Annotated in this window: 24 protein-coding genes and 1 riboswitch; of the genes, 20 read left to right on the plus strand and 4 right to left on the minus strand. The window is 37.5% G+C overall.

Translation table 11 applies throughout. The annotated features are described in order from the left end of the window. Positions 1-18: 18 nt before the first annotated feature. Positions 19-1,005, plus strand: coding sequence for a polysaccharide deacetylase family protein (locus MKY37_RS16915; protein WP_340778850.1), 987 nt, complete (start codon positions 19-21; stop codon positions 1,003-1,005). A 124-nt stretch (positions 1,006-1,129) separates the two neighbouring features. On the opposite strand, the gene MKY37_RS16920 is transcribed toward MKY37_RS16915, so the two are convergent. Then, entirely contained in the window at positions 1,130-2,344 is a 1,215-nt protein-coding gene (locus MKY37_RS16920; protein ID WP_340778851.1) for an NAD(P)/FAD-dependent oxidoreductase, read from the minus strand. Positions 2,345-2,455: 111 nt separating this feature from the next. On the opposite strand from MKY37_RS16920, the gene MKY37_RS16925 reads away from it, so the two are divergent. Next, positions 2,456-3,331: a 5'-3' exonuclease gene (locus MKY37_RS16925; protein WP_340778852.1), complete on the plus strand. Its 876-nt coding sequence runs from the start codon at positions 2,456-2,458 to the stop codon at positions 3,329-3,331. Here the strand turns inward: MKY37_RS16925 and MKY37_RS16930 are convergent, their stop codons facing one another. Beyond that, on the minus strand, positions 3,332-3,847 hold the full coding sequence (locus MKY37_RS16930) for a C39 family peptidase (RefSeq protein WP_340778853.1): 516 nt from the start codon (positions 3,845-3,847) through the stop codon (positions 3,332-3,334). Positions 3,848-3,988: 141 nt separating this feature from the next. Between MKY37_RS16930 and MKY37_RS16935 the strand changes: the two genes are divergently transcribed. Continuing rightward, entirely contained in the window at positions 3,989-5,245 is a 1,257-nt protein-coding gene (locus MKY37_RS16935; protein WP_340778855.1) for a GNAT family N-acetyltransferase, read from the plus strand. Between the two features lie 689 nt (positions 5,246-5,934). Here the strand turns inward: MKY37_RS16935 and MKY37_RS16940 are convergent. After that, entirely contained in the window at positions 5,935-6,399 is a 465-nt protein-coding gene (locus tag MKY37_RS16940; RefSeq protein WP_340778856.1) for an STAS domain-containing protein, read from the minus strand. Positions 6,400-7,263: 864 nt separating this feature from the next. Further along, positions 7,264-7,581 carry a thioredoxin family protein gene (locus tag MKY37_RS16945; RefSeq protein WP_090567024.1) on the minus strand — a complete coding sequence of 106 codons (318 nt, stop codon included), beginning with the start codon at positions 7,579-7,581 and terminating at the stop codon, positions 7,264-7,266. A gap of 243 nt (positions 7,582-7,824) precedes the next feature. Here MKY37_RS16945 and MKY37_RS16950 point away from each other — a divergent pair, with 243 nt between their 5' ends. The 17 genes from MKY37_RS16950 to sufU all read left to right on the plus strand — a co-directional run bounded on the left by MKY37_RS16950 (position 7,825) and on the right by sufU (position 26,244). Next, positions 7,825-10,164 carry a 3-hydroxyacyl-CoA dehydrogenase/enoyl-CoA hydratase family protein gene (locus MKY37_RS16950; protein ID WP_340779967.1) on the plus strand — a complete coding sequence of 780 codons (2,340 nt, stop codon included), beginning with the start codon at positions 7,825-7,827 and terminating at the stop codon, positions 10,162-10,164. Positions 10,165-10,193: 29 nt separating this feature from the next. Beyond that, entirely contained in the window at positions 10,194-11,369 is a 1,176-nt protein-coding gene (locus MKY37_RS16955; RefSeq protein ID WP_340778858.1) for an acetyl-CoA C-acetyltransferase, read from the plus strand. 25 nt (positions 11,370-11,394) lie between these two features. Beyond that, the gene (locus MKY37_RS16960) at positions 11,395-13,176 is read left to right on the plus strand and encodes an acyl-CoA dehydrogenase family protein (RefSeq protein WP_340778859.1); all 1,782 of its coding nucleotides are present in this window, start codon (positions 11,395-11,397) and stop codon (positions 13,174-13,176) included. A gap of 1,214 nt (positions 13,177-14,390) precedes the next feature. Continuing rightward, entirely contained in the window at positions 14,391-14,753 is a 363-nt protein-coding gene (locus MKY37_RS16965) for an arsenate reductase family protein (RefSeq protein ID WP_340778860.1), read from the plus strand. Between the two features lie 74 nt (positions 14,754-14,827). Further along, positions 14,828-15,208 (plus strand): glycine cleavage system protein GcvH, encoded by a 381-nt coding sequence (gcvH, locus tag MKY37_RS16970; RefSeq protein WP_340778861.1) that lies wholly within the window; start codon positions 14,828-14,830, stop codon positions 15,206-15,208. 73 nt (positions 15,209-15,281) lie between these two features. Beyond that, positions 15,282-15,632, plus strand: a complete 351-nt coding sequence (locus MKY37_RS16975; RefSeq protein ID WP_340778862.1) for a toprim domain-containing protein — start codon at positions 15,282-15,284, stop codon at positions 15,630-15,632. A gap of 11 nt (positions 15,633-15,643) precedes the next feature. Next, complete coding sequence (locus MKY37_RS16980) at positions 15,644-15,964, plus strand: thioredoxin family protein (RefSeq protein ID WP_340778864.1); 321 nt, start codon at positions 15,644-15,646, stop codon at positions 15,962-15,964. A 35-nt stretch (positions 15,965-15,999) separates the two neighbouring features. Beyond that, a riboswitch (SAM riboswitch) is annotated at positions 16,000-16,104 on the plus strand. Positions 16,105-16,315: 211 nt separating this feature from the next. Beyond that, positions 16,316-17,341, plus strand: a complete 1,026-nt coding sequence (locus MKY37_RS16985) for a methionine ABC transporter ATP-binding protein (RefSeq protein ID WP_340778865.1) — start codon at positions 16,316-16,318, stop codon at positions 17,339-17,341. Continuing rightward, complete coding sequence (locus MKY37_RS16990) at positions 17,334-18,002, plus strand: methionine ABC transporter permease (protein WP_340778866.1); 669 nt, start codon at positions 17,334-17,336, stop codon at positions 18,000-18,002. The genes MKY37_RS16985 and MKY37_RS16990 overlap by 8 nt, the downstream gene beginning before the upstream one ends. 63 nt (positions 18,003-18,065) lie before the next feature. Then, complete coding sequence (locus MKY37_RS16995; protein WP_340778867.1) at positions 18,066-18,872, plus strand: MetQ/NlpA family ABC transporter substrate-binding protein; 807 nt, start codon at positions 18,066-18,068, stop codon at positions 18,870-18,872. Positions 18,873-19,714: 842 nt separating this feature from the next. Further along, complete coding sequence (locus MKY37_RS17000) at positions 19,715-20,665, plus strand: nuclease-related domain-containing protein (protein ID WP_340778870.1); 951 nt, start codon at positions 19,715-19,717, stop codon at positions 20,663-20,665. 105 nt (positions 20,666-20,770) lie between these two features. Continuing rightward, positions 20,771-21,928, plus strand: coding sequence for a dicarboxylate/amino acid:cation symporter (locus tag MKY37_RS17005; RefSeq protein WP_340778871.1), 1,158 nt, complete (start codon positions 20,771-20,773; stop codon positions 21,926-21,928). A gap of 113 nt (positions 21,929-22,041) precedes the next feature. Then, positions 22,042-22,197: a hypothetical protein gene (locus tag MKY37_RS17010; RefSeq protein ID WP_340778873.1), complete on the plus strand. Its 156-nt coding sequence runs from the start codon at positions 22,042-22,044 to the stop codon at positions 22,195-22,197. Positions 22,198-22,482: 285 nt separating this feature from the next. Next, complete coding sequence (gene sufC / locus MKY37_RS17015) at positions 22,483-23,262, plus strand: Fe-S cluster assembly ATPase SufC (protein WP_340778874.1); 780 nt, start codon at positions 22,483-22,485, stop codon at positions 23,260-23,262. 18 nt (positions 23,263-23,280) lie between these two features. Continuing rightward, complete coding sequence (sufD, locus tag MKY37_RS17020; RefSeq protein WP_340778875.1) at positions 23,281-24,588, plus strand: Fe-S cluster assembly protein SufD; 1,308 nt, start codon at positions 23,281-23,283, stop codon at positions 24,586-24,588. Further along, entirely contained in the window at positions 24,588-25,820 is a 1,233-nt protein-coding gene (locus MKY37_RS17025) for a cysteine desulfurase (protein ID WP_340778877.1), read from the plus strand. Before sufD ends, MKY37_RS17025 begins: the two co-directional genes overlap by 1 nt. Then, positions 25,810-26,244 (plus strand): Fe-S cluster assembly sulfur transfer protein SufU, encoded by a 435-nt coding sequence (gene sufU / locus MKY37_RS17030; RefSeq protein WP_340778879.1) that lies wholly within the window; start codon positions 25,810-25,812, stop codon positions 26,242-26,244. The genes MKY37_RS17025 and sufU overlap by 11 nt, the downstream gene beginning before the upstream one ends. The last annotated feature ends 21 nt before the right edge of the window (positions 26,245-26,265 follow it).

A 26,265-nucleotide genomic window follows, 5' to 3' on the forward strand; every position in this document is an offset into this window, starting at 1 on the left:
GGAGCTCTTATTATTTCATTGGACTTTGAGCTAAATTGGGGAGTACATGATGTTTATACAAAAGAAGAATATGGCAACAATATTTTGGGTGCACGTATAGCTATACCTCAAATACTTCAATTGTTTTTAAAATATGATATTCATGCAACATGGGCGATTGTTGGTATGCTGTATTGTAAGGATAAACAGGAACTTTTATCATATTTTAACACGATGGATATACCTTATGAAAATACTGCATTTAGCCCAGTAATGAATCTATCCAATGTAGGGGCCAATGAAACGGTGGACCCTTATCATTTCGGCATGTCATTAATCGATATGATACGAGAAACATCCAATCAAGAGATAGGAACACATACCTTTTCTCATTATTATTGCTTAGAAAATGGGCAAAATAAGGAGCATTTCGAAAAGGATTTGAAGGCTGTTTCTTCCTTGGGAAAAACAGCATCTTTAGTTTTTCCAAGGAACCAAGTAAACCCACATTATTTACATGTATGCGAAAAGCTTGGAGTAAAGGCATACAGAGGAAATGAAAAGACCTGGATGTATAAAGCTCATACAAGTGAAAAAAATTCATGGCTGAAACGATTGTGTCGTCTAATAGATGCATATGTAAATATATCTGGGAATCACACGTATTGTTTAAAGAATATCGAAACAGATCCAATTGTTAACATTCCTTCTAGTCGCTTCTTGAGACCTTATAATAGTAGATTTTCTATGTTAGAACAGCTTCGGCTCCGCCGTATTAAAAAAGGATTGACTAAGGCCGCAAAGAAAAACGAACTCTATCATTTATGGTGGCATCCGCATAATTTTGGGAGAGATACAAAGGAAAATATCCAATTTTTAGAAGAAATCTTAAAGCATGTCGACTATCTAAAGAACAAGTACAACTTTCAAAGTATGCATATGCGAGATGTTACGGACGTTTTAAAGATTATTACGTCAAAAATAGTAACGAAAAGTTACTATTTCCCATTTATTGTGATTTTTTAATGTCTATAACGGGAATGTCTAATGCTAAAACACCTAATTTCCCAAGTGGACAGACAAACAAGAAGAATGGAGGGTCATACCTAGAAGATGATCCTCTACATATTTTCCTAAACACTATCAATTATTATGCTATACCATATTTCCGCTCAAGTTGAACAAGCTCAGCATCCTCGCTTCGATTTCCTACTATTAAATCTTTTAAAATATGAGAGCCTAGCATACTATAAACAGTTCCATTTCCTCCATAACCGAGTAAATAGAATTGGTTTTGTTTGCTAGGATGTTGCCCGATAAATGGAATATTATCTACGGACTCACCAAAGCTAGCAGCGTAGGCATAATCTATTCGTATATCATAATTAGGAAATAACTCTTTAGCCTGGTGTAATAAATTTTCCGCTCGTTTCTGAATGATTTCATCCGAGTGAGGGGCTTCTGTTTTATCCTCGTCTAATCCTCCAACAACTAATCTTCCTTCAACTGTTGAGCGAATGTATAAATAAGGTCGCTTTGTTTCCCAAATTAATGCTTGTTCATACCAATCACTAAACTCTGGGATTGGATTGCTAACAAATGCATAGGAACGATTAATATCGGCTCCAATCCGTTTACCTACTGGAGTTGTTTCATAGCCAGTTGTGTAGACGATATGTTTGGCATAAAAAGATTGAGCAGAGGTGCGTATATCTAAATTATCGTTATCCTCAAATACATCCAACACCTCTGTATATGGAAATAAATGTACACCTAAATCCTCTAATTTAGTTAGTATTCCATGTACAAACTTCAGTGGATTAATCTCCGCATCACCAAATGTCACTAATGCTCCATTCTTGGCAAAAGGCATTTTTTCAGCCATTTCATTTCGTTCCCAATAGTCACAAGGAAACCCAAACTTTTTTAATGTTTCATATTCTGTTTTTATCTTTTCTACATCGTTTTCATCGCTCGCATAACATATACTTGGTCTTCGGATGAAGTCTACTTCGATGGGTAGGTTCTTTGCTATATTCTCAAGGTCATCCATTGCTTCATAACAAAGCTGGTAAAAGCGAACGGCTTCCTTTTCCCCAATTTGTTCGATTAGTTCGTGTAGCATAATATCATTCGAATATTGCAGGAGCCCTGTATTTGCGCTAGAGCTCCCTGTTGCCATCTCACGCTTGTCTAATATTGCTATTTTAAGACCACTATCTGCTAATGCAAGCGCAGTAAGTGATCCCGATATTCCGGAACCAACTATAACTGCATCATATATGTCTAGTAGTTCATAAGTAGTTTTTGGTGTGAATGGCGCTGTAGTAGTAGGCCAATAAAGAGATCCATTATGTATATTCATCTTTCGTACTCCATTCTATTAATTATTAATTTATATATATATACCCACTGTTTAATAGATTAAATCTACTCATGTTATAATAAGTAAACTATATTAAAAAGGGTGTTTATAATGACTCAGGAAAAACCACATGTATTAGTAATAGATGGAATGGCATTATTATTTAGATCGTTTTTTGCAACTGCAATGTCCGGGAATTATTTTAAAAATGACAAAGGAATTCCAACAAATGCGGTGCAAGGATTCGCTCGCCATGTATTGGCAGCTCAAAATCTAATGCAGCCTACTCATATGGCTATTTGCTGGGATAAAGGCATGCTTACATTTAGAAATGAGTTGTATGATGGCTATAAAGCAAATCGACCTAAGCCAGCCGAAGAGCTTATACCTCAGTTTGATATGGCTCAGGATTTGTCTGAGCATTTAGGGTGGATGAACTTTGGAATAGCTGGAATGGAAGCGGATGATACAATTGCTTCGGTTACACATAAATGGAAGGAGGACGCGAGGTTTACAATAGTTAGTGGAGATAAGGATCTTCTGCAATTACTAGAGCCATCCACAGAAATCGCGTTCACGAAAAAAGGTTTTACCATTTATGATGTATACAATGAAGGTCGTTTCCTTGAGGAATATGGGATCTCTCCATTACTTTTTCCGGATGTGAAGGCATTTATGGGAGATTCTAGTGATGGCTATGCAGGAGTTAAGGGAATAGGTCCGAAAACAGCACTACAGCTTGTCCAAACCTATGGAACTGTAGATAAAGTCATAGAGGCATTGCCACTTTTGAAAGCAGGCCAGAGAACGAAAATTGAGACGGATTTGGAGATGCTGAAACTGTCCAAAGAGCTAGCTACAATTCGAAGAGATGTCCCGATAGGAGCAGAGCTGGATCATTTACTAATACAAGATATCGCTGCGGAGAAACACGATTTCTTATATGAGCATGGTTATACTATATTGGCTAGACAGCTTCAAAAATAGTTATTCTTCTATAGGAGTAATTTGAACGAAAGTGAGAATGGATGCATTATCTGAATAGCGAACTCTTCTAATTTGACTTGGGCGGTTTCTACCTCCATTGTCATGGATGATTAGCACCACTTCACTATCAACTAATTCATAGCCAATAAGCGGAACCCAGTGATAGGAAAAATTGAATTTTTTATTCCACTGTAGCGAAAAGTATTTATCGAATTTTAATGCAACGGGTCTGCCGTTTTTCAATTCGTTAAAAGCTACTTGTAATGTACACTTGCTAACTTTCCAATTTGGTCCTAACAACTTTCGCAAGTTTCGAATAAATCGATAGGTAAATAACCCAATGCGGGTTCCACCTAATTTTTTATATAAATCATTTGGCTGATAGGGACTTGCTTGAGGAAATAAGTAATTTAACAAGACGTAAGCTGTAACTGGTCCGCAAGCAGAAGCACGATAATTAGCTTGAATCAATGAATCATATTGAGAATAACCTTGAACTGGCAGTTGTAATTTCATAGTCGACCTCCGAGTAATAGAGTTTTCCCTTACAAATGGGAAAACTCTTTTTTTAGAATGATAAGCAAATTCTTATTCTCTTAATTGTTCGTCTAATCTATAATACAATTTAACACAATCGTTAATACAGGGGGAAATGGAATGATTAGGTTACTACAAACAGGGGACTTAAAACAGGCAGCCGATATAGCTTCTCTTGCATATCCTGGAATGCTCATACAGTCAGATGAAAAGAAAAAAGAATTCATGGAGCGATTGGCAACAGAGCAAGATGAAGATAATGGGATACAATTTTTTGGTTGTTTTGATGAACAGGATGAACTTCTTGGGATATTTCGAGTGAATGATTTTGAATGTAATATAAATGGAAAGTTTCAGCGCATATTTGGTATTGGAATGGTTGCTGTTCATTTGTTACATAAAAAAGAAAAAATTGCATTTCAACTTCTATCCCATTTTCATGCCTACGCTAGACAGGAAAATGTTGCACTTGTCTCACTATATCCTTTTAACCCTAGTTTTTATCGGAAAATGGGGTATGGGTACGGTCCATTACGATACGAATTTAAATTTAAACCTGGTGAATTGATAGCAGACGGCAATAAAAGCCAGGTGAAGTTTTTAACACCATCGGATGAGGATGCTATCGTATCTCTATATAATGAATACGCTCAAAACAATCATGGAATGTTGAAAAGAACTTGGAAGGAAAAGCAATATATTAAAACGAAAAAAACATATTATGTTGGAGTAGAAGAGGGAAATCGTTTAGTTGGGGCGCTAGCTTTCACTTTGGACCCAGTAAAAGACAGCCATTTTTTGCATCAGCATATGATTATACACGAATGGATATGGAGTAACCCAAGTGCCTATAAACAACTTGCCTCTTGGGTAAGTTCACAGCAGGATCAAGTAGATCGAATTATTTTCCGTACGAATGATCAATCATTTTTGTATAGTCTTTCAAACCCATTAAATGATTCAAATCATGTAATTCCAAGCGTTTATCATGAAGTGGCCACTACTGGTTCAGGCATTATGTATCGAATTACAAATATAGAGTCGTTTGTTAATGGCACTAATTTTCATGGCCAAGGGAGACCACAGGAAAATACAAAGATTATATTGGAAATAAAGGATTCATTTATTGCTGAGCAGCACGGGGTTTATGAATTATCTTTTAGTAGTGAACAATGGGAAATTCATAAAGTAGAAAAAACGGATGAACTGGTGAATGTTATTATCGGAATCCACGATTTAAGTTCATGGTGGATGGGCTGTGTAACATTAGAGTCTCTTTATAATTGCGGAGAAGCAGAGGTACACCAGCAGGATCCTAAAAAACTAGATGAATGGTTTAAACCGAGGAATGGACCTATATGTTTTACAACTTTTTGAGCTATGTCCCTACTTACTTTAAATAGTTAACGAATGAAGGAGAGACTTAATAGTATGGGGGGCTCGTTGTTATAATTAAGTATATAAAAATGTCTTGGTTAATGTACTTAAACAAATGAATAATACAGCTGATTTCTGTTTCATCTGTCTCTGATCCTGCCGGAGTCGCTACCTTTCACTACATTCAATATATTGTGTAGTACTCACTATAAGATTTAGCATAGGTTATGGCTATGAAAATAGAATTAGTTTTAGATAATGTAGTAAGAAAAAATTTATGAAATTGCTGTTGAGTTAGAGATGCTATTATTTAATGATGGATGAGGGAAGTAGATTTCCCTTAATACTAGGGAAATAAAAAAAGAAATAGTAAGTGTATACCCAATGAAGAAGCGAATTGCGCCAGAAATTGTATCTTCTGGCGCTTACTCTATGAATAGGAAAGTAGCTTTTTTCTAGTTATTCAAAAACGCACCTACCTGTTTCTAAGAGTTGTAGGAGGGCGATGGACAGACAAATGCCATAAGATTACCGAAGAAAAAAGAAGCTGATCTTGACGTAAGTCACGACCAGCTTCTTTAAAGATTTAACCGATAATAATATAGCAATAAGACTGTCCGAAGCCTACTGAAAACGGTAGAAACAGTTTTTGAACTTAAAGGACTGAGCACCTTTTGTCCGTTTTTTCATTATTTCATACCGATGAAATTGTTGGATTCAACTAGTAGCTTGTTCAATGCCTCACGGAAGCTTTTATATGTCTCTATATCCACTTGAATACTTGCGTGAACAATTTCACGGATAAATCGAGGATTGAACCCAACATAAATTGGACGAATTCCCATTAATCGAAGGGAGCTATTCAAACTGGAAATAGACATGGCAAGTTCATTGTAATCGAATGCTTCAACATCTTCTACATTAACCCCAGTAAAATCAAATACTGCATGTTCAATTTCTTTATGCTCTCCGATATATTGGAGAGTTTTAGTCTGAATATTTTCAAAGCGCTCTCTAAACATATAGCCAGCAATAGGGATTAAAATGGTCTTAGGAACTATAGATGGAATAATAGGGGTAGAAATTGTTTTAATAATTCGTTCGTAATAAGCAATTTTTTCTTTTAATTCAATTATTTCATGTTCTTTTGACATATATATAAGCACCTCTGTTTTTTCTTATTATACCGAATACATCAACTTGGTCTCGATTTAAAAAGAAAAGGCTGTTTCTTATAGAAACAACCTTTCTTATTAGTTCTGTGCATCTAAGAATTCTGTTACCGTGCTCCTGCGCACAGCTCGTCGCAGTACAACATTTAAATGCCTTGCATAATAGATACTGTCTTACTTTCTTTGAGTATCTAAAAAATCTGTAACGTGCTCCTGCGCACAGCTCGTCGCAGTACAACATTTAAATGCCTTGCATAATAGATACTGTCTTACTTTCTTTGAGTATCTAAAAAATCTGTAACGTGCTCCTGCGCACAGCTCGTCGCAGTACAACATTTAAATGCCTTGCATAATAGATGCTGTCTTACTTTCTTTGAGTATCTAAAAAATCTGTAACGTGCTCCTGCGCACAGCTCGTCGCAGTACAACATTTAAATGCCTTGCATAATAGATACTGTCTTACTTTCTTTGAGTATCTAAAAAAATCTGTAACGTGCTCCTGCGCACAGCTCGTCGCAGTACAACATTTAAATGCCTTGCATAATAGATACTGTCTTACTTTCTTTGAGTATCTAAAAAAATCTGTAACGTGCTCCTGCGCACAGCTCGCCGCAGTACAACATTTAAATACCTTGCATAATAGATACTGTCTTACTTTCTTTGAGTATCTAAAAAAAACTGTAACGTGCTCCAGCGCACAGCTCGTCGCAGTACAACATTTAAATGCCTTGCATAATAGATACTGTCTTACTTTCTTTGAGTATCTAAAAAATCTGTAACGTGCTCCTGCGCACAGCTCGTCGCAGTACAACATTTAAATGCCTTTTCTTATAGATACTATCTTACTTAGTTCTGTGCATCTAAGAATTCTGTTACCTGTTCAGGTGATTTTGCATTTGCACTATGAAGATGTGCTTTTTTCTCGCCGTTTTGGTAAATAAGAAGACTTGGGATTCCCATTACTTCATATTTTTCAGCAACTTCAGGTAGCTCATCGCGATTGACTTCGTACCAAGTATATTGGTTATATTTTTCTACTATTGGATCGATGAACATTTCCATACGACGGCAATCAGGACACCATCCAGCTTCAAATTTTACTAAAACCTCTTTGTCTCCAGAAATGATCTCATTGAATTGTTCAGTAGTTGTAATTTTTTGCATGTTTTGCTTACCTCCTATGACTTTGATTACAGTGTACACTGTTTCTTATGTCGGAGAAAGAAAAAAGAATTATTTATTCATTTTATTATTGCGAAAATTTAAATATTGTTCTAAACTAATAGACATAGAGATTGCTTCTATTTTTTTTGTATTTAAAATGAATGAGTATTCATTCAAGACAAAGGGGAGGCTTTGCACGTGACGTATCAAATTAAAAAGGCAGCTGTTTTAGGTTCTGGAGTAATGGGTTCAGGAATTGCTGCACACTTAGCAAATATTGGTATTCCTACATTATTATTAGATATCGTACCTAAAGAAGTTAGTAAAGATGAAGAAGCAAAGGGGTTAACTTTAGAACATCTAGCAGTAAGAAATAAATTTGCAGGGACAGCTATTCAAAAATTGTTGAAGCAAAAACCAGCACCGCTTACTGCTAAGAAGAACCTGCAGCTCATAACTGCTGGAAACTTAGAGGACGATCTTGAAAAACTAAAAGACGTAGACTGGATTATCGAAGTAGTAGTTGAAAACTTAGAAGTTAAAAAAAGCTTATATGAAAAAATAGATGCAGTTCGTAAGCCAGGAACAATCATTAGCTCTAATACATCGGGTATTAGTATTAATGCAATGGTGGAAGGGCGCTCAGAGGACTTTGGAAAGCATTTCTTAGGAACACATTTTTTCAATCCACCGCGTTATTTGAAGTTATTAGAAGTAATCCCAGCTAAAACGACGGATTCAGAAGTCGTAGAATTCATGAAGCAATTTGGGGAAAATGTGTTAGGAAAAGGTGTGGTACTCGCAAAAGACACTCCAAACTTCATAGCAAACCGCATCGGGACATACGGATTGCTAGTAACATTACGCGAAATGCAAGCTAGAGGATATTCGGTTGGAGAGGTAGATTCTGTTACAGGACCACTAATCGGTCGTCCTAAGTCAGCTACTTTCCGTACTTTAGATGTGGTTGGTTTGGATACATTTGCACATGTTGCGAAAAACGTATATGACCAAACATCTGGTGAGGAACAAAAAGTATTTGAAGTGCCTGCATTTTTGAAAAAAATGCTTGAAAACAAATGGTTAGGAGCTAAATCTGGGCAAGGATTCTTCTTAAAAGAAGGTAAAGAAATCAAAGAACTAAATCCTGAAACACTTGAATATGAGGCAATGAAGAAGTTAAAAACGCCTTCAATGGAAATGGCTAAGCAACAAAAAGGTCTTGCGGCAAAAGTAAAAACATTAACTTATGCGAAAGACAGAACTGGTGAATTACTTTGGAGTATTTTGAGTCCTACATTAATCTATTCTGCTCAGTTACATGGGGAGATTGCAGATGATATAGTTGCGATTGACCAGGGGATGAAGTGGGGATTCGGCTGGCAGCAAGGACCATTTGAGATTTGGGATGCTATTGGAGTAAAGGAATCAGTTGAAAAGATGGCGGCAGAAGGTCTTGAAATTCCAGCGTTTGTCCAATCATTACTTGATAAAGGATTCCAATCCTTCTATAAAGAAGAAGATGGCGATCAATACTACTTCAATGGAACTGATTATTCATTAGTTTTTGTTAGTGAAAAGGTAATTGATTTAAAAAGATATAAGAAAAAACATGGTGTTATTAAATCTAATTCTGGTGCAAGTTTAATAGATTTAGGTGATGGAGTTGCATTGCTTGAATTCCATTCGAAATCGAACTCAATTGGTTTAGATATTCTTCAAATGATTAGCTTTGCCGTTGATGAAGTAGAAAAGAACTTCAAGGGACTTGTTATAGGTAACCAAGGTAAAAACTTCAGTGTGGGAGCAAACCTTGGAATGATTTTAATGGAAGCACAAGACGATAATATTTTCGAATTGGATTTTGTTGTTCGTCAATTCCAAAATGCGATGATGAAAATTAAGTACTCGCCTAAACCAGTAGTAGTTGCTCCATTTGGAATGACATTAGGTGGAGGGGCAGAAACATGCTTACCAGCTGCTCATATCCAAGCATCTTCTGAGACATATATGGGCTTGGTAGAGGCTGGAGTTGGTCTTATACCAGGTGGTGGAGGTAACAAAGAGCTTTATATTAAGCACTTAAAAGGACTTCCAAACGGTGTTGAGATAGATTATCTTACTGTTGCAAGTAAAGTATTTGAAACAATTGCAATGGCAAAAGTATCAACCTCGGGTGAAGAAGCGCGTGAAAATAACTTCTTGAATTTTGCAGATGGAATTAGTGTAAATCCTGATCATTTAATATACGATGCGAAACAAGTGGTATTGGCTCTTGCAGAAGCCGGATATAAAGCACCGATTCGTGAAAAAGTACCAGTTTCTGGATCTCCAGGATATGCAGCACTTATTTTAGGAGCAGAAGGTATGCTTTTATCTGGATTTATCAGTGAGCATGATCTAAAAATCGCGAAAAAGCTTGCTTATGTTATTGCAGGTGGAGAAGTTCCATACGGTACATTAGTGGATGAGCAATATTTACTTAACTTGGAGCGAGAAGCTTTCTTGAGCTTAGTTGCTGATCCAAAATCTCAAGCAAGAATGCAACACATGCTAGTGAAGGGTAAACCATTACGCAACTAATCTTGCATAAAGGTAAAGGAGGAAAACTCATGCGTGAAGCAGTCATAGTAGCAGGGGCAAGAACGCCAGTAGGTAAAGCGAAAAAAGGATCTTTAGCAACTGTACGTCCTGATGATTTTGGGGCACTTGTGGTTAAAGAAACATTACGAAGAGCGGGCGGTTATGATGGTCCGATAGATGATTTTATATTAGGTTGTGCGATGCCTGAAGCAGAGCAGGGGATGAACGTTGCTCGTAATATCGGTGCATTAGCAGGTCTGCCAGATACAACACCAGCTATTACAGTAAACCGTTTCTGTTCATCTGGTTTACAGTCAATTGCATACGGAGCAGAGCGTATTATGCTAGGTCATGCCGAAGCGATTATCGCTGGTGGAGTGGAGTCTATGAGCATGGTTCCGATGATGGGAAATACGATTCGTCCGAATGCACATCTTGCACAAACAGCGCCGCAATACTATATGGGAATGGGTCACACAGCGGAACAAGTAGCAACTAAGTATGGTATTAGTCGTGAAGATCAGGATGGATTTGCAGTAAGATCACATGAACTAGCGGCAGCAGCTATTGCAGCAGGAAAGTTCAATGATGACATTGTACCAGTTGAAGTGATAAAGCATTTTGTAGATGAAAACAATAAAGCACAGCAGAATAAATTCATGTTCGAAATGGATGAAGGCGTACGTATAGGAACTTCGTTAGAAACTCTTGCTAAATTACGCCCTGCATTCAATGTTCGTGGATCAGTAACAGCAGGAAATGCTTCACAAACTTCAGATGGAGCAGGTGCTGTATTAATCATGGATCGTGAAGTTGCAGAAGTACAAGGATTAAAGCCGCTTGCCAAATTCCGTTCATTTGCAGTTGGGGGAGTACCTCCAGAGGTAATGGGAATCGGACCAATTGTAGCGGTACCAAAAGCATTAAAACTTGCAGGATTATCTATCGAAGACATCGATCTTTGGGAAATCAATGAAGCATTCGCGTCTCAATCTATTCAAGTTGTTCGTCACTTAGGTATAGATATGGATAAAGTGAATGTAAACGGTGGGGCAATTGCTCTAGGTCATCCTTTAGGTGCAACAGGAACTATTTTATCTTTGAAATTGATGAGTGAGCTTAGACGTCAAGGGAAACAATTCGGAGTTGTTACTATGTGTATCGGAGGCGGAATGGGAGCTGCTGGAGTGTTCGAATTAATTTAAAAATACAAGGATGGGGGAAATAAACATGAATGAATTAAAAGATGCAGTTAAAGGTGGAGCCTTTTTAGTAGAAGATTTAGACGCAAGCCGCGTATTTACACCAGAGGATTTCAATGATGAGCAAAAGATGATTGCGAAAACGACAGAGGAGTATGTAAAAAATTCTGTGCTACCAGTAGTAGAAAACTTGGAGCATCACGAATTCGAACACTCTGTACGTTTATTAAAAGAAGCAGGAGATCTTGGTTTGCTTGCTGCTGACATTCCAGAAGAATATGGAGGAATTGGCTTAGATAAAATTTCCTCTGCGCTAATTGCAGAAAAACTGTCTGTAGCTGGTGGATTCTCTATTACTCACGGAGCACATGTTGGAATTGGTACATTACCAATCGTTCTATTTGGTAATGAAGAACAAAAGCAAAAATACCTACCTAATTCAGCTTCAGGAGAGAAAATATTTGCTTATGCACTTACAGAGCCAGGTTCAGGATCAGACGCATTAGGAGCAAAAACTACTGCGAAATTAAATGCAGAAGGTACACACTATGTCTTAAATGGTGAAAAACAATGGATTACAAATGCAGGATTTGCTGATGTATTCGTAGTTTACGCTAAAATAGATGGAGACAAATTTTCTGCATTTATCGTAGAAAAAACATTCCCAGGAGTATCTGTTGGGGCAGAAGAGAAGAAAATGGGTATTAAATCTTCTTCTACTCGTACACTAATCCTTGAGGATGCTCAAGTTCCTGTAGAAAATCTGCTGGGTGAAATTGGACGCGGCCATGTTATCGCATTCAATATTTTAAATATTGGGCGTTATAAATTAGGTGTAGGTACAATTGGTGGATCTAAACGTGCGTTAGAATTAGCAATTTCTTATACAAACCAACGCCAACAATTTAAGACACCAATCTCTTCCTTTAATTTAACGAAAAATAAACTAGCTACTATGGCATCTAAATTGTATGCAACTGAAAGCTTGATCTACCGTACAGTTGGATATTTTGAAGAGCGTATGAGTCAGTTGAGTGCGGAAGAACAAAAAGATGGAAAAGCAATTGCTGCTTCAATCGCTGAATATGCAATTGAATGTTCTATTAACAAAGTTGTAGGTTCTGAGGTTTTAGATTACATCGTCGACGAAGCGGTTCAATTACATGGGGGATATGGTTTCATGCAAGAGTATGAAGTAGAACGTATTTACCGTGACTCTCGTATTAACCGTATTTTTGAAGGAACAAATGAAATCAATCGTTTAATCGTACCGGGGACATTCCTGAAAAAAGCGATGAAAGGTGAATTACCACTTCTTCAAAAAGCACAAGGTTTACAAGAAGAGCTATTAATGATGATGCCAGAAGAGGTTGGAACAGAAGCACTTGCTCAGGAAAAAGTGTTAGTAGCTAATGCGAAGAAAATTGGCATTCTAGTTGCTGGACTTGCTGCACAACGTTTCGGTACAAAACTAGAAGCAGAACAAGAAGTACTTGTGAACATCGCTAATATTGCCAACAACTTATTTGCCATGGAATCAGCAGTTCTACGAACAGAAAAAGCAATCGGACGTGATGGAGAAGAAAAAGCAGCACAAAAACTTCTTTATACACAAATCTTCACACAAGAAGCATTTATTGAAATCGAACAGGCAGCAAAAGAAACACTTATTGCATCTGTAGATGGAGATAATCAACGTATGATGATTTCCGCATTACGTAAATTAACACGCTACACACCATACAATGTTATTGAGAAAAAACGTGAAGCATCTGTAAAATTAATCGAAGCAGAAAAATACGTTCATTAATCAAATAAACGAAAAAGCCGATTCTAGTAGATCGGCTTTTTTATTTATCCCTAATTAATAATAATACAGTTGATTTTCGTTGCAAGCGGACGCTTTCCGCAGGCGAGGCCGAGCCTCCTCGGGACAATGGGATTCCGTTCACAAATTAACGACACACGATGTATTAAATCTTTCGTATTTATGAATCCTCCCTGTGGGTCTCGACTTTCTCGCTTATCCTGCTGGAGTCGCCGCTTTCCACTACAATCAATTAAGTGTGTAGTCATTATTCATCAATTAAAATCAAGCCTTTATGAAAAACACGATAAATATGCAGGGGCATCTAAAGACACTATCAATTGCAGTCGACAAATTGAGTGGAAAGCAACTATTAGTCATTCAATTCTACAGATTTAGGCTGTGAATGAGTAATGAAATTTAGTAAAATTATCCACTCCGCGTGTAAAAGGTAAAAGTCCGCAAGTAAATATAGGCCTAGAGCAAGTAAATCGTTTACGACCGCAAGTAAGCCACAGAAATGAGCGAGTAAACAATAGGTGAGAGCAAGTAAAGATAAATTAAGACCAAATCATTCATTAGATATAAGGATATTTATGCATCTTGAGTATATAAAATCAGTCTTCCTGTTGATATAGAATACAGAGGATTGCATGCAATGTAAAGGCTCTGGATTTGTTATCAAAAATTTTTAATTAGGGTATTTCGTATGGATTTCTTCAACTAATAAAAAAGTATACGACATAAAAATAGACGGTATCTATCGTATAGAGTAGCGTTAGAGCCTCCGAAATTGTATCTTCGGGGGCCTGCTTCATGAATAGGAAAGTAGCTTTTCTCTAGTTATCCAAAAATGCACTAACGTGTTTCTAGAAGTTGTAGAAGAGCGACGGACAAATAAGCGCCATAAAATTACCGAAAAAAATGATGCTGGTTGGTTGTGACGGACGTCACAACCAACCAGCATCACTAAAAATTCAATCGGCAATAATATAGCAACAAGTTAGTCCAGAGCATTTCGGAAACGTTGGAAACAGGTTTTGAACTTAAAGATTGGGTATCTTTTTTGTCCGGTATTTCTTAAATTTGCATGTCATGAATCTAGTGTTTCTTGCCTATAAGATATTAAGCTTATACATATTTTCTTCTTCATTGTTCAAAATGATTGCTCATCGTTTACACTATTATGTATGATAAAAAGAAAAAGGTGGTTCCACATGACTATTCAATATTACGGTTATCCTAAATGTACAACTTGTAGAAAGGCGAGTAAATGGTTAAAGGACAATGATTTAGAATACATAGACAACAACATAGCTGAAAGTCCACCAACAAAAGATGTACTTCAAAAAATGTTCGAAGTAAGTGGATTGGAATTAAAAAAATTCTTTAATACATCTGGTATGAAATATCGAGAGCTTGGATTGAAAGACAAGCTTTCTACTATGTCAGAAGATGAGCAATTATCCTTACTTGCCTCTGATGGGATGCTTATTAAACGACCAGTTGTTTTTGATGGAAAAAAATTAACGCTAGGCTTCAAGGATCAACAGTTTGAGGATGTTTGGAAGACTTCTTAAAGTCACTTGTTTTTACTATAAAAATATGTGAATATAATAGATGAATGTATTAATAATGGAGAGGGGTATATAATATGAACGCACCTAAAGATTTAAAATACTCAGCAGAACATGAATGGGTAAAGACTGAAGGCGGAAATGTCCGTATCGGTATTACTGAATTTGCACAATCTGAACTTGGAGATATCGTGTTTGTCGAACTTCCACAAGTTGGAGATGAGATCAAAGCAGGAGATCCATTTGGTAGTGTAGAGTCTGTAAAAACCGTATCTGAACTGTATGCACCAATTAGCGGGAAAGTTGTAGAGGTAAATACAGAATTAGAAGATAGCCCTGAATATGTAAATGAATCCCCTTATGAAAATGCATGGATGATTGTTATCGAGCCAGCTGATTTAACGGAAGTGGATGGTTTACTATCTCCAGAAAAATACGAAGAATTAATTTCAGAATAATTATGAAAACGCCGCTTATTATCGGCGTTTTTTTCATATAATATTGGAAAGGGCGTAGTTAGGAGAGAAGCTGATGGCTATTGTCTTTAGTGAAAAAATAATTCTCGTTGAGGGAAGATCAGATAAACTAAAGCTTTTAAAACTTCTTGACGAATCAACAGAAATTATTTGTACAAATGGAACGATATCAAATGTAAAGCTTGAAGAAATTTTAAGTCCTTATGACGGTATACCTATATATGCGTTTTTAGATGCAGATAAATCCGGAGAGCAAATTCGGTCAGTTGTGAGGAAGGAATACCCAGAGGCGATTCATCTATACACCAACCCAATGTACTGCGAAGTTGCGACTACTCCGTTCAAAGTTTTGGCTTCCATATTAAAAAGTGTTAATATAAAAGTGAAGAGAGAATATTTACTTTAGGATGATGTAATGTGAATGAATGGACACTTGAACAGTGGAATAGTCATAAAAAAAGCGGTAAGCTTACGATGTTTTATATTTATACACCTTTATGTGGAACATGCCAAGTTGCTAGTAAAATGATGCAAGTTGTACAAGAGATGAAGCCTTTTTCGATTGGCCAAGCAAATATTAATTACTTAGAGAATTTTGCAATGGATTATCATATTGAAAGTGTGCCTTGTCTGTTAATAGCTAAAGGTGATGCGGTATATAAAAAAATATATGCCTTTCAATCTGTTCCATTTATATTAGACTCTATAAAAAGTATTGACGAGCAAGTAGTCGTGTGATAATATACGATATACCGACAAATTAAATAGTAATACTCTTATTAAGAGAGGTGGAGGGAAGTGCCCTATGAAGCCCGGCAACCGTCATGTAAATGAAATGGTGCCAAATCACGCAAAGCAAATGCTTTGGGAAATGAGAGAATGGATGAATGTTATTAAAATGGATAACTTAAAGCCCTTCTGCTCTTTTGCAGGAGGGTTTTTTTAGATCGAAATGGGAAGTATATGTATTTATATAGTAACTGTTTGGCACGATAAGTAGCATTAAAATGCTGGATATAAAAATTCATACAACATTACTTAGTGATAAATAGGTAATAAAGTGTTTCATAGAAAGGTGGCAAGATTCGCGTGATTAATTTAAATAATATTTCGAAAAAATTTAGTACGAAACAGGGTACGATCGTTGCAGTTGAAGAGGTGAATCTTGACATAAAGAAAGGCGAAATCTTTGGCATCATTGGCTATAGTGGTGCAGGTAAAAGTACACTTATTCGCTTATTAAATGGATTAGAAAAACCAACTTCTGGACAAATTATCGTGAACAATCAAGATATTACAAAGATAAATGAAGTGAAGCTTCGTCAAGTAAGACAAAAGGTAAGCATGATTTTCCAACATTTTAATCTGTTATGGTCCAGAACGGTTGCAGAAAATATTGCTTTTCCCTTAGAAATAGCTGGTGTTCCAAAAGATCAACGTGCTACACGGGTTAACGAGCTTATTGAGCTTGTAGGCCTTGAGGGACGTGGACATTATTATCCTTCTCAATTATCAGGCGGTCAAAAACAACGTGTCGGAATTGCACGTGCACTAGCAAATCGTCCAGAAGTCCTTCTTTGTGATGAAGCAACCTCGGCGCTAGACCCTGAAACTACGGATTCTATTTTGGATTTATTAGTTAGTATTAACGAAAAGTTAGGTCTTACTATTGTACTGATAACCCATGAGATGCAGGTCATACAAAAAATATGTGGTCGCGTTGCAGTAATGGAAAAAGGGCATGTGGTAGAAGAAGGCGCAGTTTTAGATGTATTCCAAAATCCACAACAACCTATAACGAAGCGTTTTGTTTCACAGGTCAATGATTCAGCTAAAGCCTTACAAACAATACAACATTTAAAAGAGCTTTATCCAAATGGCAAGTTGATCAAGCTAAAATTTGTTGGAGAGCAAACAGAGCAACCAATACTTTCGAGATTGATAAAGCAATTTGATTTAGAAGTGAATATTGTTCAAGGGAATATTTCGCATACACAAAATGGCGCATTTGGTACCCTAATCCTTCAACTCGAGGGAGATGCATTATTGGTGGATGAGGCCATCCGCTATATACATGAACAAAAAGTAAATACAGAGGTGATCAACAATGATTAATAATTTATTTCCAAACGTTGATTGGCCAAAAATGTGGGAAGCAACCGTTGAAACATTATATATGACTGCAGTATCTACTATACTGACAGCAATTATTGGGCTAGTGCTCGGTCTTTTACTTTTCTTAACTAGTCCTCATCAAGCATGGGCGAACAAGTTAGCTAACTGGTTAACAGGAGCTTTCGTTAATATATTCCGTTCCATTCCATTTATTATTTTGATCATTTTATTAATCCCATTAACGAAGTTTTTAGTTGGAACAATGCGTGGGCCAAATGCGGCATTCCCAGCTTTAGTTATTGGAGCTGCTCCATTTTACGCTCGTATGGTGTTGATAGCTCTACGAGAAATTGATAAGGGAGTACTAGAAGCAGCTAAATCGATGGGCGCTAAAACTTCTACTGTTATTTGGAAGGTTCTATTGCCAGAATCTATGCCCGCATTAGTATCAGGGATTACGGTTACGGGGATTTCACTAGTTGGTTATACAGCGATGGCGGGTATTATCGGAGCTGGGGGACTAGGAACATTAGCTTTCTTGGATGGATTCCAAAGAGGGAGAACAGACGTAACACTTGTTGCTACGATTTTAATATTAATCATGGTATTTATCATCCAATGGATAGGCGATGCAATTACTACCAAAATAGATAAACGATAATTGGTGTTAACGAGTGAACTCGATCACATAGAAATTATAAGATAAAAAGGGAGAGATTTGAGAATGAAGAAGTTTTTAGCTGGAGCATTATTGTCAGTAAGTGCACTAACACTTGCAGCATGTGGAGATGAAGAAAGTAGTAAACTTGTGGTAGGTGCATCTAACGTACCTCATGCAGTTATATTGGAAGAAGTTAAACCTATTCTAGAAGAACAAGGAATTGAACTTGTTGTAGAAACGTATCAAGATTATGTATTACCAAACAAAGATTTGGACTCAGGCGATTTGGATGCGAACTATTTCCAACATATCCCTTACTTTGAATCACAAAAAGCTGATTTTGGATATGATTTTGCTAACGCTGGCGAAATACATATTGAACCAATCGGTTTATATTCTAAAAAATACGGTTCTATCGAAGAACTTCCAGAGGGTGCAACAATCTTAATGAGTAACTCCGTTGCCGATCACGGTCGTATCCTTGCTATGTTAGAAGCTAAAGGTCTTATTAAATTAGCAGATGGTGTTGATAAAACAAAAGCTGAAGTGAAAGACATCGTTGAAAACCCTAAAAACCTTCAATTTGACGCTAACTATGAATCAGCACTTATGGTTCAGTTATATGAAAATGAAGAAGGCGATGCAGTATTGATCAACTCTAACTACGCAATCGACGCTGGTATCAATCCATTAGAAGATTCGATCGCAATTGAAGAGTCAGATGAGTCACCATACGTAAATATCATTGCAGTAAACTCAGGCGATGAAGAAAATAAAGAGATCAAAGCTTTAGTAGAAGCATTGAAATCTAAAGAAATCCAAGACTTCATCCTAAGCGAGTGGGGCGGATCAGTAGTACCAGTAAAATAATAATGTATAGGAGAAACAGGCATCCTTGGATGTCTGTTTTTTTGTGTGTTGTGATACACCAAGGAAGAATGCACATGCGCTCCCGAGAGTAGACTAAGTGCCCGAGCAAGGTCCCTATCAGCCCGGTAGGAGGTTGAACGCTCGGGAAAGAGCCGTATGCGCTCGCGCGAGTAGACTAAGCGATCGAGCAAGCCGCCTAACCGCCCGGTAGGATGTTGAACGCTCGGGAAAGAGCCGTATGCGCTCGCGCGAGTAGGCTAAGCGCCCGAGCAAGAACCCTAACCGCCCGGTAGGATGTTGAACGCTCGGGAAAGAGCCGTATGCGCTCGCGAGAGTAGACTAAGCGCCCGAGCAAGCCGCCAATCCGCTCGGTAGGATGTTGAACGCTCGGGAAAGAGTCGCATGCACTCGCGTGAGTAGACTAAGCGCCGGAGCAAGCGCGCTATCAGCCCGGTAGGATGTTGAATGATCGAGAAAGAGCCGTATGCGCTCGCGCAAGTAAACTAAGCGCCCGAGCAAGTCCCCTATCCGCCCGGTAGGATGTCGAACGCTCGAGAAAGAGTCGCATGCGCTCGCGCGAGTAGACTAAACGCCCGAGCAATCCGCCTATCCGCCCGGTAGGATGTCGAACGCTCGAGAAAGAGCCGTATGCGCTCGCGCGAGTAGGCTAAGCGCTCGAGCAAGCCGCCTATCCACCCGGTAGGATGTCGAACGCTCGAGAAAGAGCCGTATGCGCTCGCGCGAGTAGACTAAGCGCCCGAGCAAGAACCCTATCCGCCTAAAAAATTTAATCTAGAAAAAACTAATTATTCATGCTATTCTGTTGAAGAGGTGATGAAAATTTGATAATTAAACCATATTCCCCATCCAAATCTGTAGCAAGGATGTCGGATTTATTGGAAAGACTTTCTCCGCAACATCCACAATATGCAAGGATATCCAAAGAAATAGGTGCTATTAAAGCGGGAGATTATGGAGAAGAGATTGTTTACAAAGAGTTAGAGCAAATGAACCTTCCTTATGAATGCTATATTTTTCACAAAATGTTTCTCTTTGCAGAATGTGCGTTTGAATTAGATTTCTTAATAATAACCCCATATGGAGCCGTTATCCTTGAAGTGAAAAACATTATTGGTGAATTAGAGTTTTCGACAAATCCCTCCCAACTTATCCAACGGAAGGAGGATGGGAAAGTAAATAAATACCCTTGCCCAGCAAACCAGTTGAGTGAATATAAGTATCAACTCTCCCAATTCTTCCGCCGGTACAATATATCAGTTCCTATCCATGGTGTAGTAATCTTTGCTTCTCGGAATAGTTTTATCACACAGTCAGTCAACACCGTTAAAATAATTTATAGGAATGAAATACGTTCCTACCTCCGAACTCTTCCCGAATATAATTCAACCCTAAGTAACGAACAAATGGAGAAATTAAAAGGAATTCTACTGAGTAGACCCTCTTCATCTCCAATCATTCCCCTTACCGATCATTTCTCAATTCCATTTGAAGATTTAAAACTAGGAGTAAAATGTGAATGCTGCGGTTTTATTGGAATGCAGAAAATAATCCGTACTTGGTATTGTCCCGCTTGTAAAAAGACTAATTCGGATGCACATCATAAAGCGATTTCCACTTATTTTTCGCTCTGCAAAGAAACTATTACTAATAAGGAATGTAGAGAGTTTCTTTTATTAAATAATAGACATGAAGCGAAAAGAATACTAACAAGCTCTCTTTTAATAAAGTCTGGAAATAGTGCTGCCACATTTTATAAACCACCCGGCATTTAATAGAATATTACGTATATTACTATACCTATTCAATTTAATAAGTGAGTGTGCTAAAGTGTATAAATATTATTGATAATACATTTGTACATATAAGGAGGACACTTCGTGAAAAGGTTTGGTTTATTGCCACGAATAGTGGTAGCTATTGTGGCTGGGGTTTTATTGGGATTAGTTGTCCCTAAAATAGTGGTAGAGATTATGGCTACTTTTAATAGTATTTTTAGTGCGTTTTTAGGATTTATAGTGCCATTCATCATTATTGGCTTTATCGTACCGGGTATAGCTAAGCTAGGAAAGGGTTCTGGGAGATTACTCGGAATTTCTACTGGCGTTGCTTATTTATCAACGATCGTTGCTGGTTTTATCGCATTTTTTATCGCTTCGAATTTGCTACCAAAGCTTATCGGTGGTAAGGAGAGTGTGGAGTTAGAAAATCCAGAGGAATTTTTAATCGGGGGCTTATTTGAAATGCCGATACCTCCGATGATGGATATAATGACTGCATTGGTTTTTTCATTCATTATGGGGATTGGGATTTCCAAACTGAAAGGAAACACGCTGCAAAATGCATTTGAAGAGTTTAGTGAGATTATTGAAAAGGTAATTTCTTATATTATTATTCCGTTATTACCGATACATATTTTTGGAATCTTTATGAATATGGCGTACGGTGGACAAGTTGCGAAGGTATTATCTGTTTTTGGCGTTGTGTTTGTTATGATTATCGTTTTGCATCTTGTAATGCTTTCGTTACAATATACAGCGGCTGGTACGTTAACAGGGAAAAATCCTTTGAAACTGTTAAAAACAATGTCTCCAGCTTACTTTACAGCTTTAGGTACACAGTCATCAGCAGCAACTATTCCGGTGACGCTAAAACAGGTACAGAAAACTGGTGCTTCTGCAAAAGTTACAGACTTTACGATTCCCTTGTTTGCAACAATCCATTTATCAGGGAGCACGATTACGCTTGTGTCTTGTTCAATTGGTGTGTTGCTTATTAATGGACAAGATATTATGTTATCCGCATTCATCCCTTTTATATTTATGCTTGGCGTAACGATGATTGCGGCACCTGGAGTTCCTGGTGGAGCGGTTATGGCAGCGCTTGGATTACTGGAAACAATGCTTGGATTTAACGGGGCAATGATAGGATTGATGATTGCTCTTTACATTGCGCAGGATAGTTTTGGAACGGCGACAAATGTTACTGGAGACGGAGCACTCGCGATTATCGTAGACAAATTTTCCAAAAAAGATTAAGTTTTTTTAAAATTAATGTTTAAGTCCCGATTAAGCGGGTATATAGAACATGAACTAAAAAAAGAGAGGGATGATTCATTATCAGTTCGGACGATTTACCTTATACAGAACAGATGGACCACGCATTTAGAGGAGTACATGGTTTTGGGTACGATGAATTGAGACAAAGTCAGGAATTACGATTGCAAGTTGAAAACAAACGACAGGAAGATCATGAAAAGTGCATGCAATTAGCAGCGAAAATTGATGCCCAGGCATTTAGGGGATAATATACAAGAATCCATGGAGAATTTCTCCGTGGATTCTTTTGTTTTCACTAGCTTCATAGTGAAATCGATTCTCAATTAGTCGATTCTTATTGAAAATATAGAAAGAATACTATTTACCTAATAGTTTAGTGAAAAGTCAAGAGAAAACAGGAAATCTGTATATTCTACAATATTAAATAGAATATGCTCCAAAAGATTTGCAAGGCACCTTAGTTTGAGTTAAGATTAGAATGATAATAAATTAGAATGATTATACATTCGTATTTACTTAATGGAGGTTATTAAATGTCGACTTTAGTTATTAAAGATTTACACGTTGCAATAGACGGTAAAGAGATTTTAAAGGGTGTTAATTTAACGATTAATACAAACGAAATTCACGCAGTAATGGGTCCTAATGGTACAGGTAAATCTACTTTAGCTTCTGCTATTATGGGTCATCCAAAATATGAAGTTACATCTGGTTCAATTGAATTGGACGGAGAAGATGTTTTAGCAATGGAAGTAGACGAACGTGCTCAAGCTGGTCTTTTCCTAGCAATGCAATATCCAAGTGAAATCACTGGAGTTACAAATGCAGATTTCCTTCGCTCAGCGATCAATGCACGCCGCGAGGAAGGCGATGAAATCTCATTAATGAAATTCATTCGTGAGCTTGATAGCAAAATGGAATTTTTGGAAATGGATTTAGATATGGCACAACGTTATTTAAATGAAGGATTCTCAGGCGGAGAGAAAAAACGTAATGAAATTCTTCAATTAATGATGCTACAACCAAAATTCGCTATTCTAGATGAGATTGACTCTGGTCTTGATATCGATGCATTAAAAGTTGTTTCTAAAGGGATTAACCAAATGCGTGGTGAAGGATTCGGAAGCTTAGTAATCACTCACTATCAACGTCTTCTTAACTATATTACTCCTGACCATGTTCATGTTATGATGCAAGGTCGCGTAGTTAAATCTGGCGGACCTGAGCTTGCACAAAGATTAGAAGCAGAAGGCTACGAATGGATTAAAGAAGAGTTAGGAATCGAAGACGAAACAGTTGGACAAGAAGCATAAGAAAGGGGACGAATCAGCATGACGGTTGAAACAAAATTGGCATTAACCGAGCAAGATATCCGCTCCTTTTCAGAAGGTAAGCAAGAACCAAGCTGGATGACAGAACTTCGTCTGAAAGCATTTGGTGAACTTGAAGCACTTCCGATGCCAACACCAGACAAAACAAAAATTACTAATTGGAATTTCACAGAGTTTCCAGTTCATACTGTAGATAGCAGTAAATTTACTTCTTTAGCTGAGCTACCTGAAGAAGTGAAAGCTGTTGTAAATGCGGATGAGCAAAAAAACATTTACATTCAACATAACAATACACCAGCTTTTCTTTCATTATCTGAGGAACTAAAAGCAAAAGGTGTTATTTTAACAGATATATACACTGCAGTTCGTGAGCATTCAGAGCTTGTTCAACAATACTTTATGACAGATGGTGTCAAAGTAACAGAGCATAAATTAACTGCACTCCATGCTGCACTATTAAACGGTGGTGTATTCTTATACGTACCTAAAAATGTAGTAATTGAAGAACCAATTCAAGTTATCTATTTACATGATGATAAAACAGCTTCCCTTTTCAACCATACTTTACTAGTAGCAGATGAAAATAGTTCTGTAACATATGTAGAGAACTACTTATCTACCGTAGATCATGCAGAAGGGCTAGCTAATATCGTAACGGAAGTAATTGCAAAAGATAATTCTAAAGTCACATTCGGTACTGTTGACGTTCTTGCGGAAGGCTTTACAACATACGTTAATCGTCGTGGGGTAACAAGTCGTGATGCTGTACTTGAATGGGCACTTGGTATGATGAATGACAGTGATACTATTTCTGAAAATACAACGCATTTAGTTGGAGATAATTCAGAGGGTCATGTAAAAATGGTTGTTGTAGGTCGCGGTAAACAAAAACAAAACTTTACAACAAAAGTAATTCACTGGGGTAAACATACAGAAGGTCAAATTCTTAAGCATGGCGTTATGAAAGATGAAGCATCGTCTATTTTCAATGGTATTGGTAAAATTGAATATGGTGCAACCAAATCTAATGCAGAGCAAGAGTCTCGCGTCTTAATGCTTAGCGAAAAAGCACGAGGAGATGCAAATCCTATTCTTTTAATCGATGAAGATGATGTAACAGCAGGTCACGCAGCATCAGTTGGCCGAGTAGATCCACTTCAGTTGTATTATTTAATGAGCCGTGGTATTTCTCAACATGAAGCAGAGCGTCTAGTAATTCATGGATTCCTTGCTCCTGTAGTAAACGAATTACCTATTGAAGGCGTGAAGAAACAGCTGACGGAGGTTATTGAAAGGAAAGTTCGCTAATGCTCAATACTAAAGAGATTCGAAGCTATTTTCCGATTTTAGACCAAGAGATCAATGGGCATCCATTAGTCTATTTAGACAATGGTGCTACTTCTCAAAAACCAATTCAAGTGATTGAAGCTATTAAAAAGTATTATGAATTTGAAAACTCTAATGTGCATCGTGGAGTTCATACGCTTGGTAACCGAGCAACGGACAGTTACGAAGGAGCACGTGAAAAGGTTCAAAAATTCATTAACGCTAAATCTACTAAAGAAGTTATTTTTACTCGTGGTACAACAACCGCTATCAATATGGTGGCACAGAGCTACGGCCAGGCTAACCTAAAAGAAGGCGATGAAATTGTTATTACGCATATGGAGCACCATTCTAATATTATTCCTTGGCAGCAATTGGCGAAGAGAACTGGTGCTGTATTAAAATATATTGATTTAGAAGCTGATGGCACACTCTCTTTAGAAAAGGTTAGAGAAACAATTACTAACCAAACTAAAATTGTGTCAATCGTTTATGTCTCAAACGTTTTAGGTACAATGAATCCTATAAAAGAAATTACGCAAATTGCACATGAGCATGGAGCGGTAATGGTAGTTGATGGTGCACAAGCTGCACCTCATCTAAAATTAGATGTTCAAGCACTTGATTGTGATTTCCTTGCATTCTCTGGTCACAAAATGTGTGGTCCTACTGGTATAGGGGTACTATACGGAAAAGAAGCATTATTGGATAAAATGGAACCAGTCGAATTTGGTGGGGAAATGATTGACTTCGTAGGGTTGTATGATTCTACGTGGAAAGAGCTTCCTTGGAAATTCGAAGGTGGAACTCCGATAATTGCTGGTGCCATTGGTCTTGGAGCTGCAATTGATTTCTTAGAGGAAATCGGGTTAGATGAAATTGAAAAGCATGAACATGAGTTAGCTGCTTACGCAATGGAAAAAATGTCTACGATTGACGGCTTATCCATTTATGGACCTGTTGATCCTGCCAAGCGTGCAGGAATTGTTACATTCAATTTAGATGATGTACATCCACATGATGTCGCAACAGTTCTAGATATGAGTGGAATTGCGGTTCGTGCAGGACATCATTGTGCACAACCATTGATGAAATGGTTGCAATGTGTGGCAACTGCTCGTGCTAGTTTCTATATATACAATTCAGAAGAGGATATTGATCGTCTAGTTACTGGATTGCTTTCAGCAAAGGAGTATTTTAACGATGTCTTCTAATTTAGATCAACTTTATCGTCGTGTGATTATGGATCATTACAAAAATCCTCGTAACAAAGGTAGTATTGAGGATGGAGCTTTAACAATTGATATGAATAATCCTACTTGTGGGGACCGCATTCATTTAACACTTCAAGTGGAAGATGGTAAAATACAAAATGCGAAATTTGATGGAGAAGGATGCTCTATTTCTATGGCATCTGCATCCATGATGACACAAGCAGTTAAAGGAAAATCTGTAGAGGAAGCTCTACAACTTTCTAGTACTTTTTCAGAAATGATGCTAGGGAAAGATTATGATGATTCTATTGAGCTTGAAGATATAGAAGCATTAAGTGGTGTTTCTCAGTTTCCAGCACGTATCAAGTGTGCAACGTTAGCTTGGAAGGCAATGGAAAAAGGCGTTTCAGAAGAAAAAGAATAACACATGAACGGAGGAATTACG

It is taken from the genome of Psychrobacillus sp. FSL K6-2836 (assembly GCF_038003085.1).
Classification (GTDB): domain Bacteria; phylum Bacillota; class Bacilli; order Bacillales_A; family Planococcaceae; genus Psychrobacillus.

Bases quoted from the DNA above. Each gene is read 5' to 3' on its own strand.
- sufU (WP_340778879.1), top strand. From the start codon at position 25,810: ATGTCTTCTAATTTAGATCAACTTTATCGTCGTGTGATTATGGATCAT.
- MKY37_RS16965 (WP_340778860.1), top strand. From the start codon at position 14,391: ATGACTATTCAATATTACGGTTATCCTAAATGTACAACTTGTAGAAAG.
- sufC (WP_340778874.1), top strand. From the start codon at position 22,483: ATGTCGACTTTAGTTATTAAAGATTTACACGTTGCAATAGACGGTAAA.
- MKY37_RS16925 (WP_340778852.1), top strand. From the start codon at position 2,456: ATGACTCAGGAAAAACCACATGTATTAGTAATAGATGGAATGGCATTA.
- MKY37_RS17025 (WP_340778877.1), top strand. From the start codon at position 24,588: ATGCTCAATACTAAAGAGATTCGAAGCTATTTTCCGATTTTAGACCAA.
- MKY37_RS16935 (WP_340778855.1), top strand. From the start codon at position 3,989: ATGATTAGGTTACTACAAACAGGGGACTTAAAACAGGCAGCCGATATA.
- MKY37_RS16940 (WP_340778856.1), bottom strand. From the start codon at position 6,399: ATGTCAAAAGAACATGAAATAATTGAATTAAAAGAAAAAATTGCTTAT.
- MKY37_RS16930 (WP_340778853.1), bottom strand. From the start codon at position 3,847: ATGAAATTACAACTGCCAGTTCAAGGTTATTCTCAATATGATTCATTG.
- MKY37_RS16995 (WP_340778867.1), top strand. From the start codon at position 18,066: ATGAAGAAGTTTTTAGCTGGAGCATTATTGTCAGTAAGTGCACTAACA.
- MKY37_RS16950 (WP_340779967.1), top strand. From the start codon at position 7,825: ATGGGTTCAGGAATTGCTGCACACTTAGCAAATATTGGTATTCCTACA.
- MKY37_RS16920 (WP_340778851.1), bottom strand. From the start codon at position 2,344: ATGAATATACATAATGGATCTCTTTATTGGCCTACTACTACAGCGCCA.
- gcvH (WP_340778861.1), top strand. From the start codon at position 14,828: ATGAACGCACCTAAAGATTTAAAATACTCAGCAGAACATGAATGGGTA.
- sufD (WP_340778875.1), top strand. From the start codon at position 23,281: ATGACGGTTGAAACAAAATTGGCATTAACCGAGCAAGATATCCGCTCC.
- MKY37_RS17010 (WP_340778873.1), top strand. From the start codon at position 22,042: ATGGACCACGCATTTAGAGGAGTACATGGTTTTGGGTACGATGAATTG.
- MKY37_RS16960 (WP_340778859.1), top strand. From the start codon at position 11,395: ATGAATGAATTAAAAGATGCAGTTAAAGGTGGAGCCTTTTTAGTAGAA.
- MKY37_RS16945 (WP_090567024.1), bottom strand. From the start codon at position 7,581: ATGCAAAAAATTACAACTACTGAACAATTCAATGAGATCATTTCTGGA.
- MKY37_RS16990 (WP_340778866.1), top strand. From the start codon at position 17,334: ATGATTAATAATTTATTTCCAAACGTTGATTGGCCAAAAATGTGGGAA.
- MKY37_RS16975 (WP_340778862.1), top strand. From the start codon at position 15,282: ATGGCTATTGTCTTTAGTGAAAAAATAATTCTCGTTGAGGGAAGATCA.
- MKY37_RS16955 (WP_340778858.1), top strand. From the start codon at position 10,194: ATGCGTGAAGCAGTCATAGTAGCAGGGGCAAGAACGCCAGTAGGTAAA.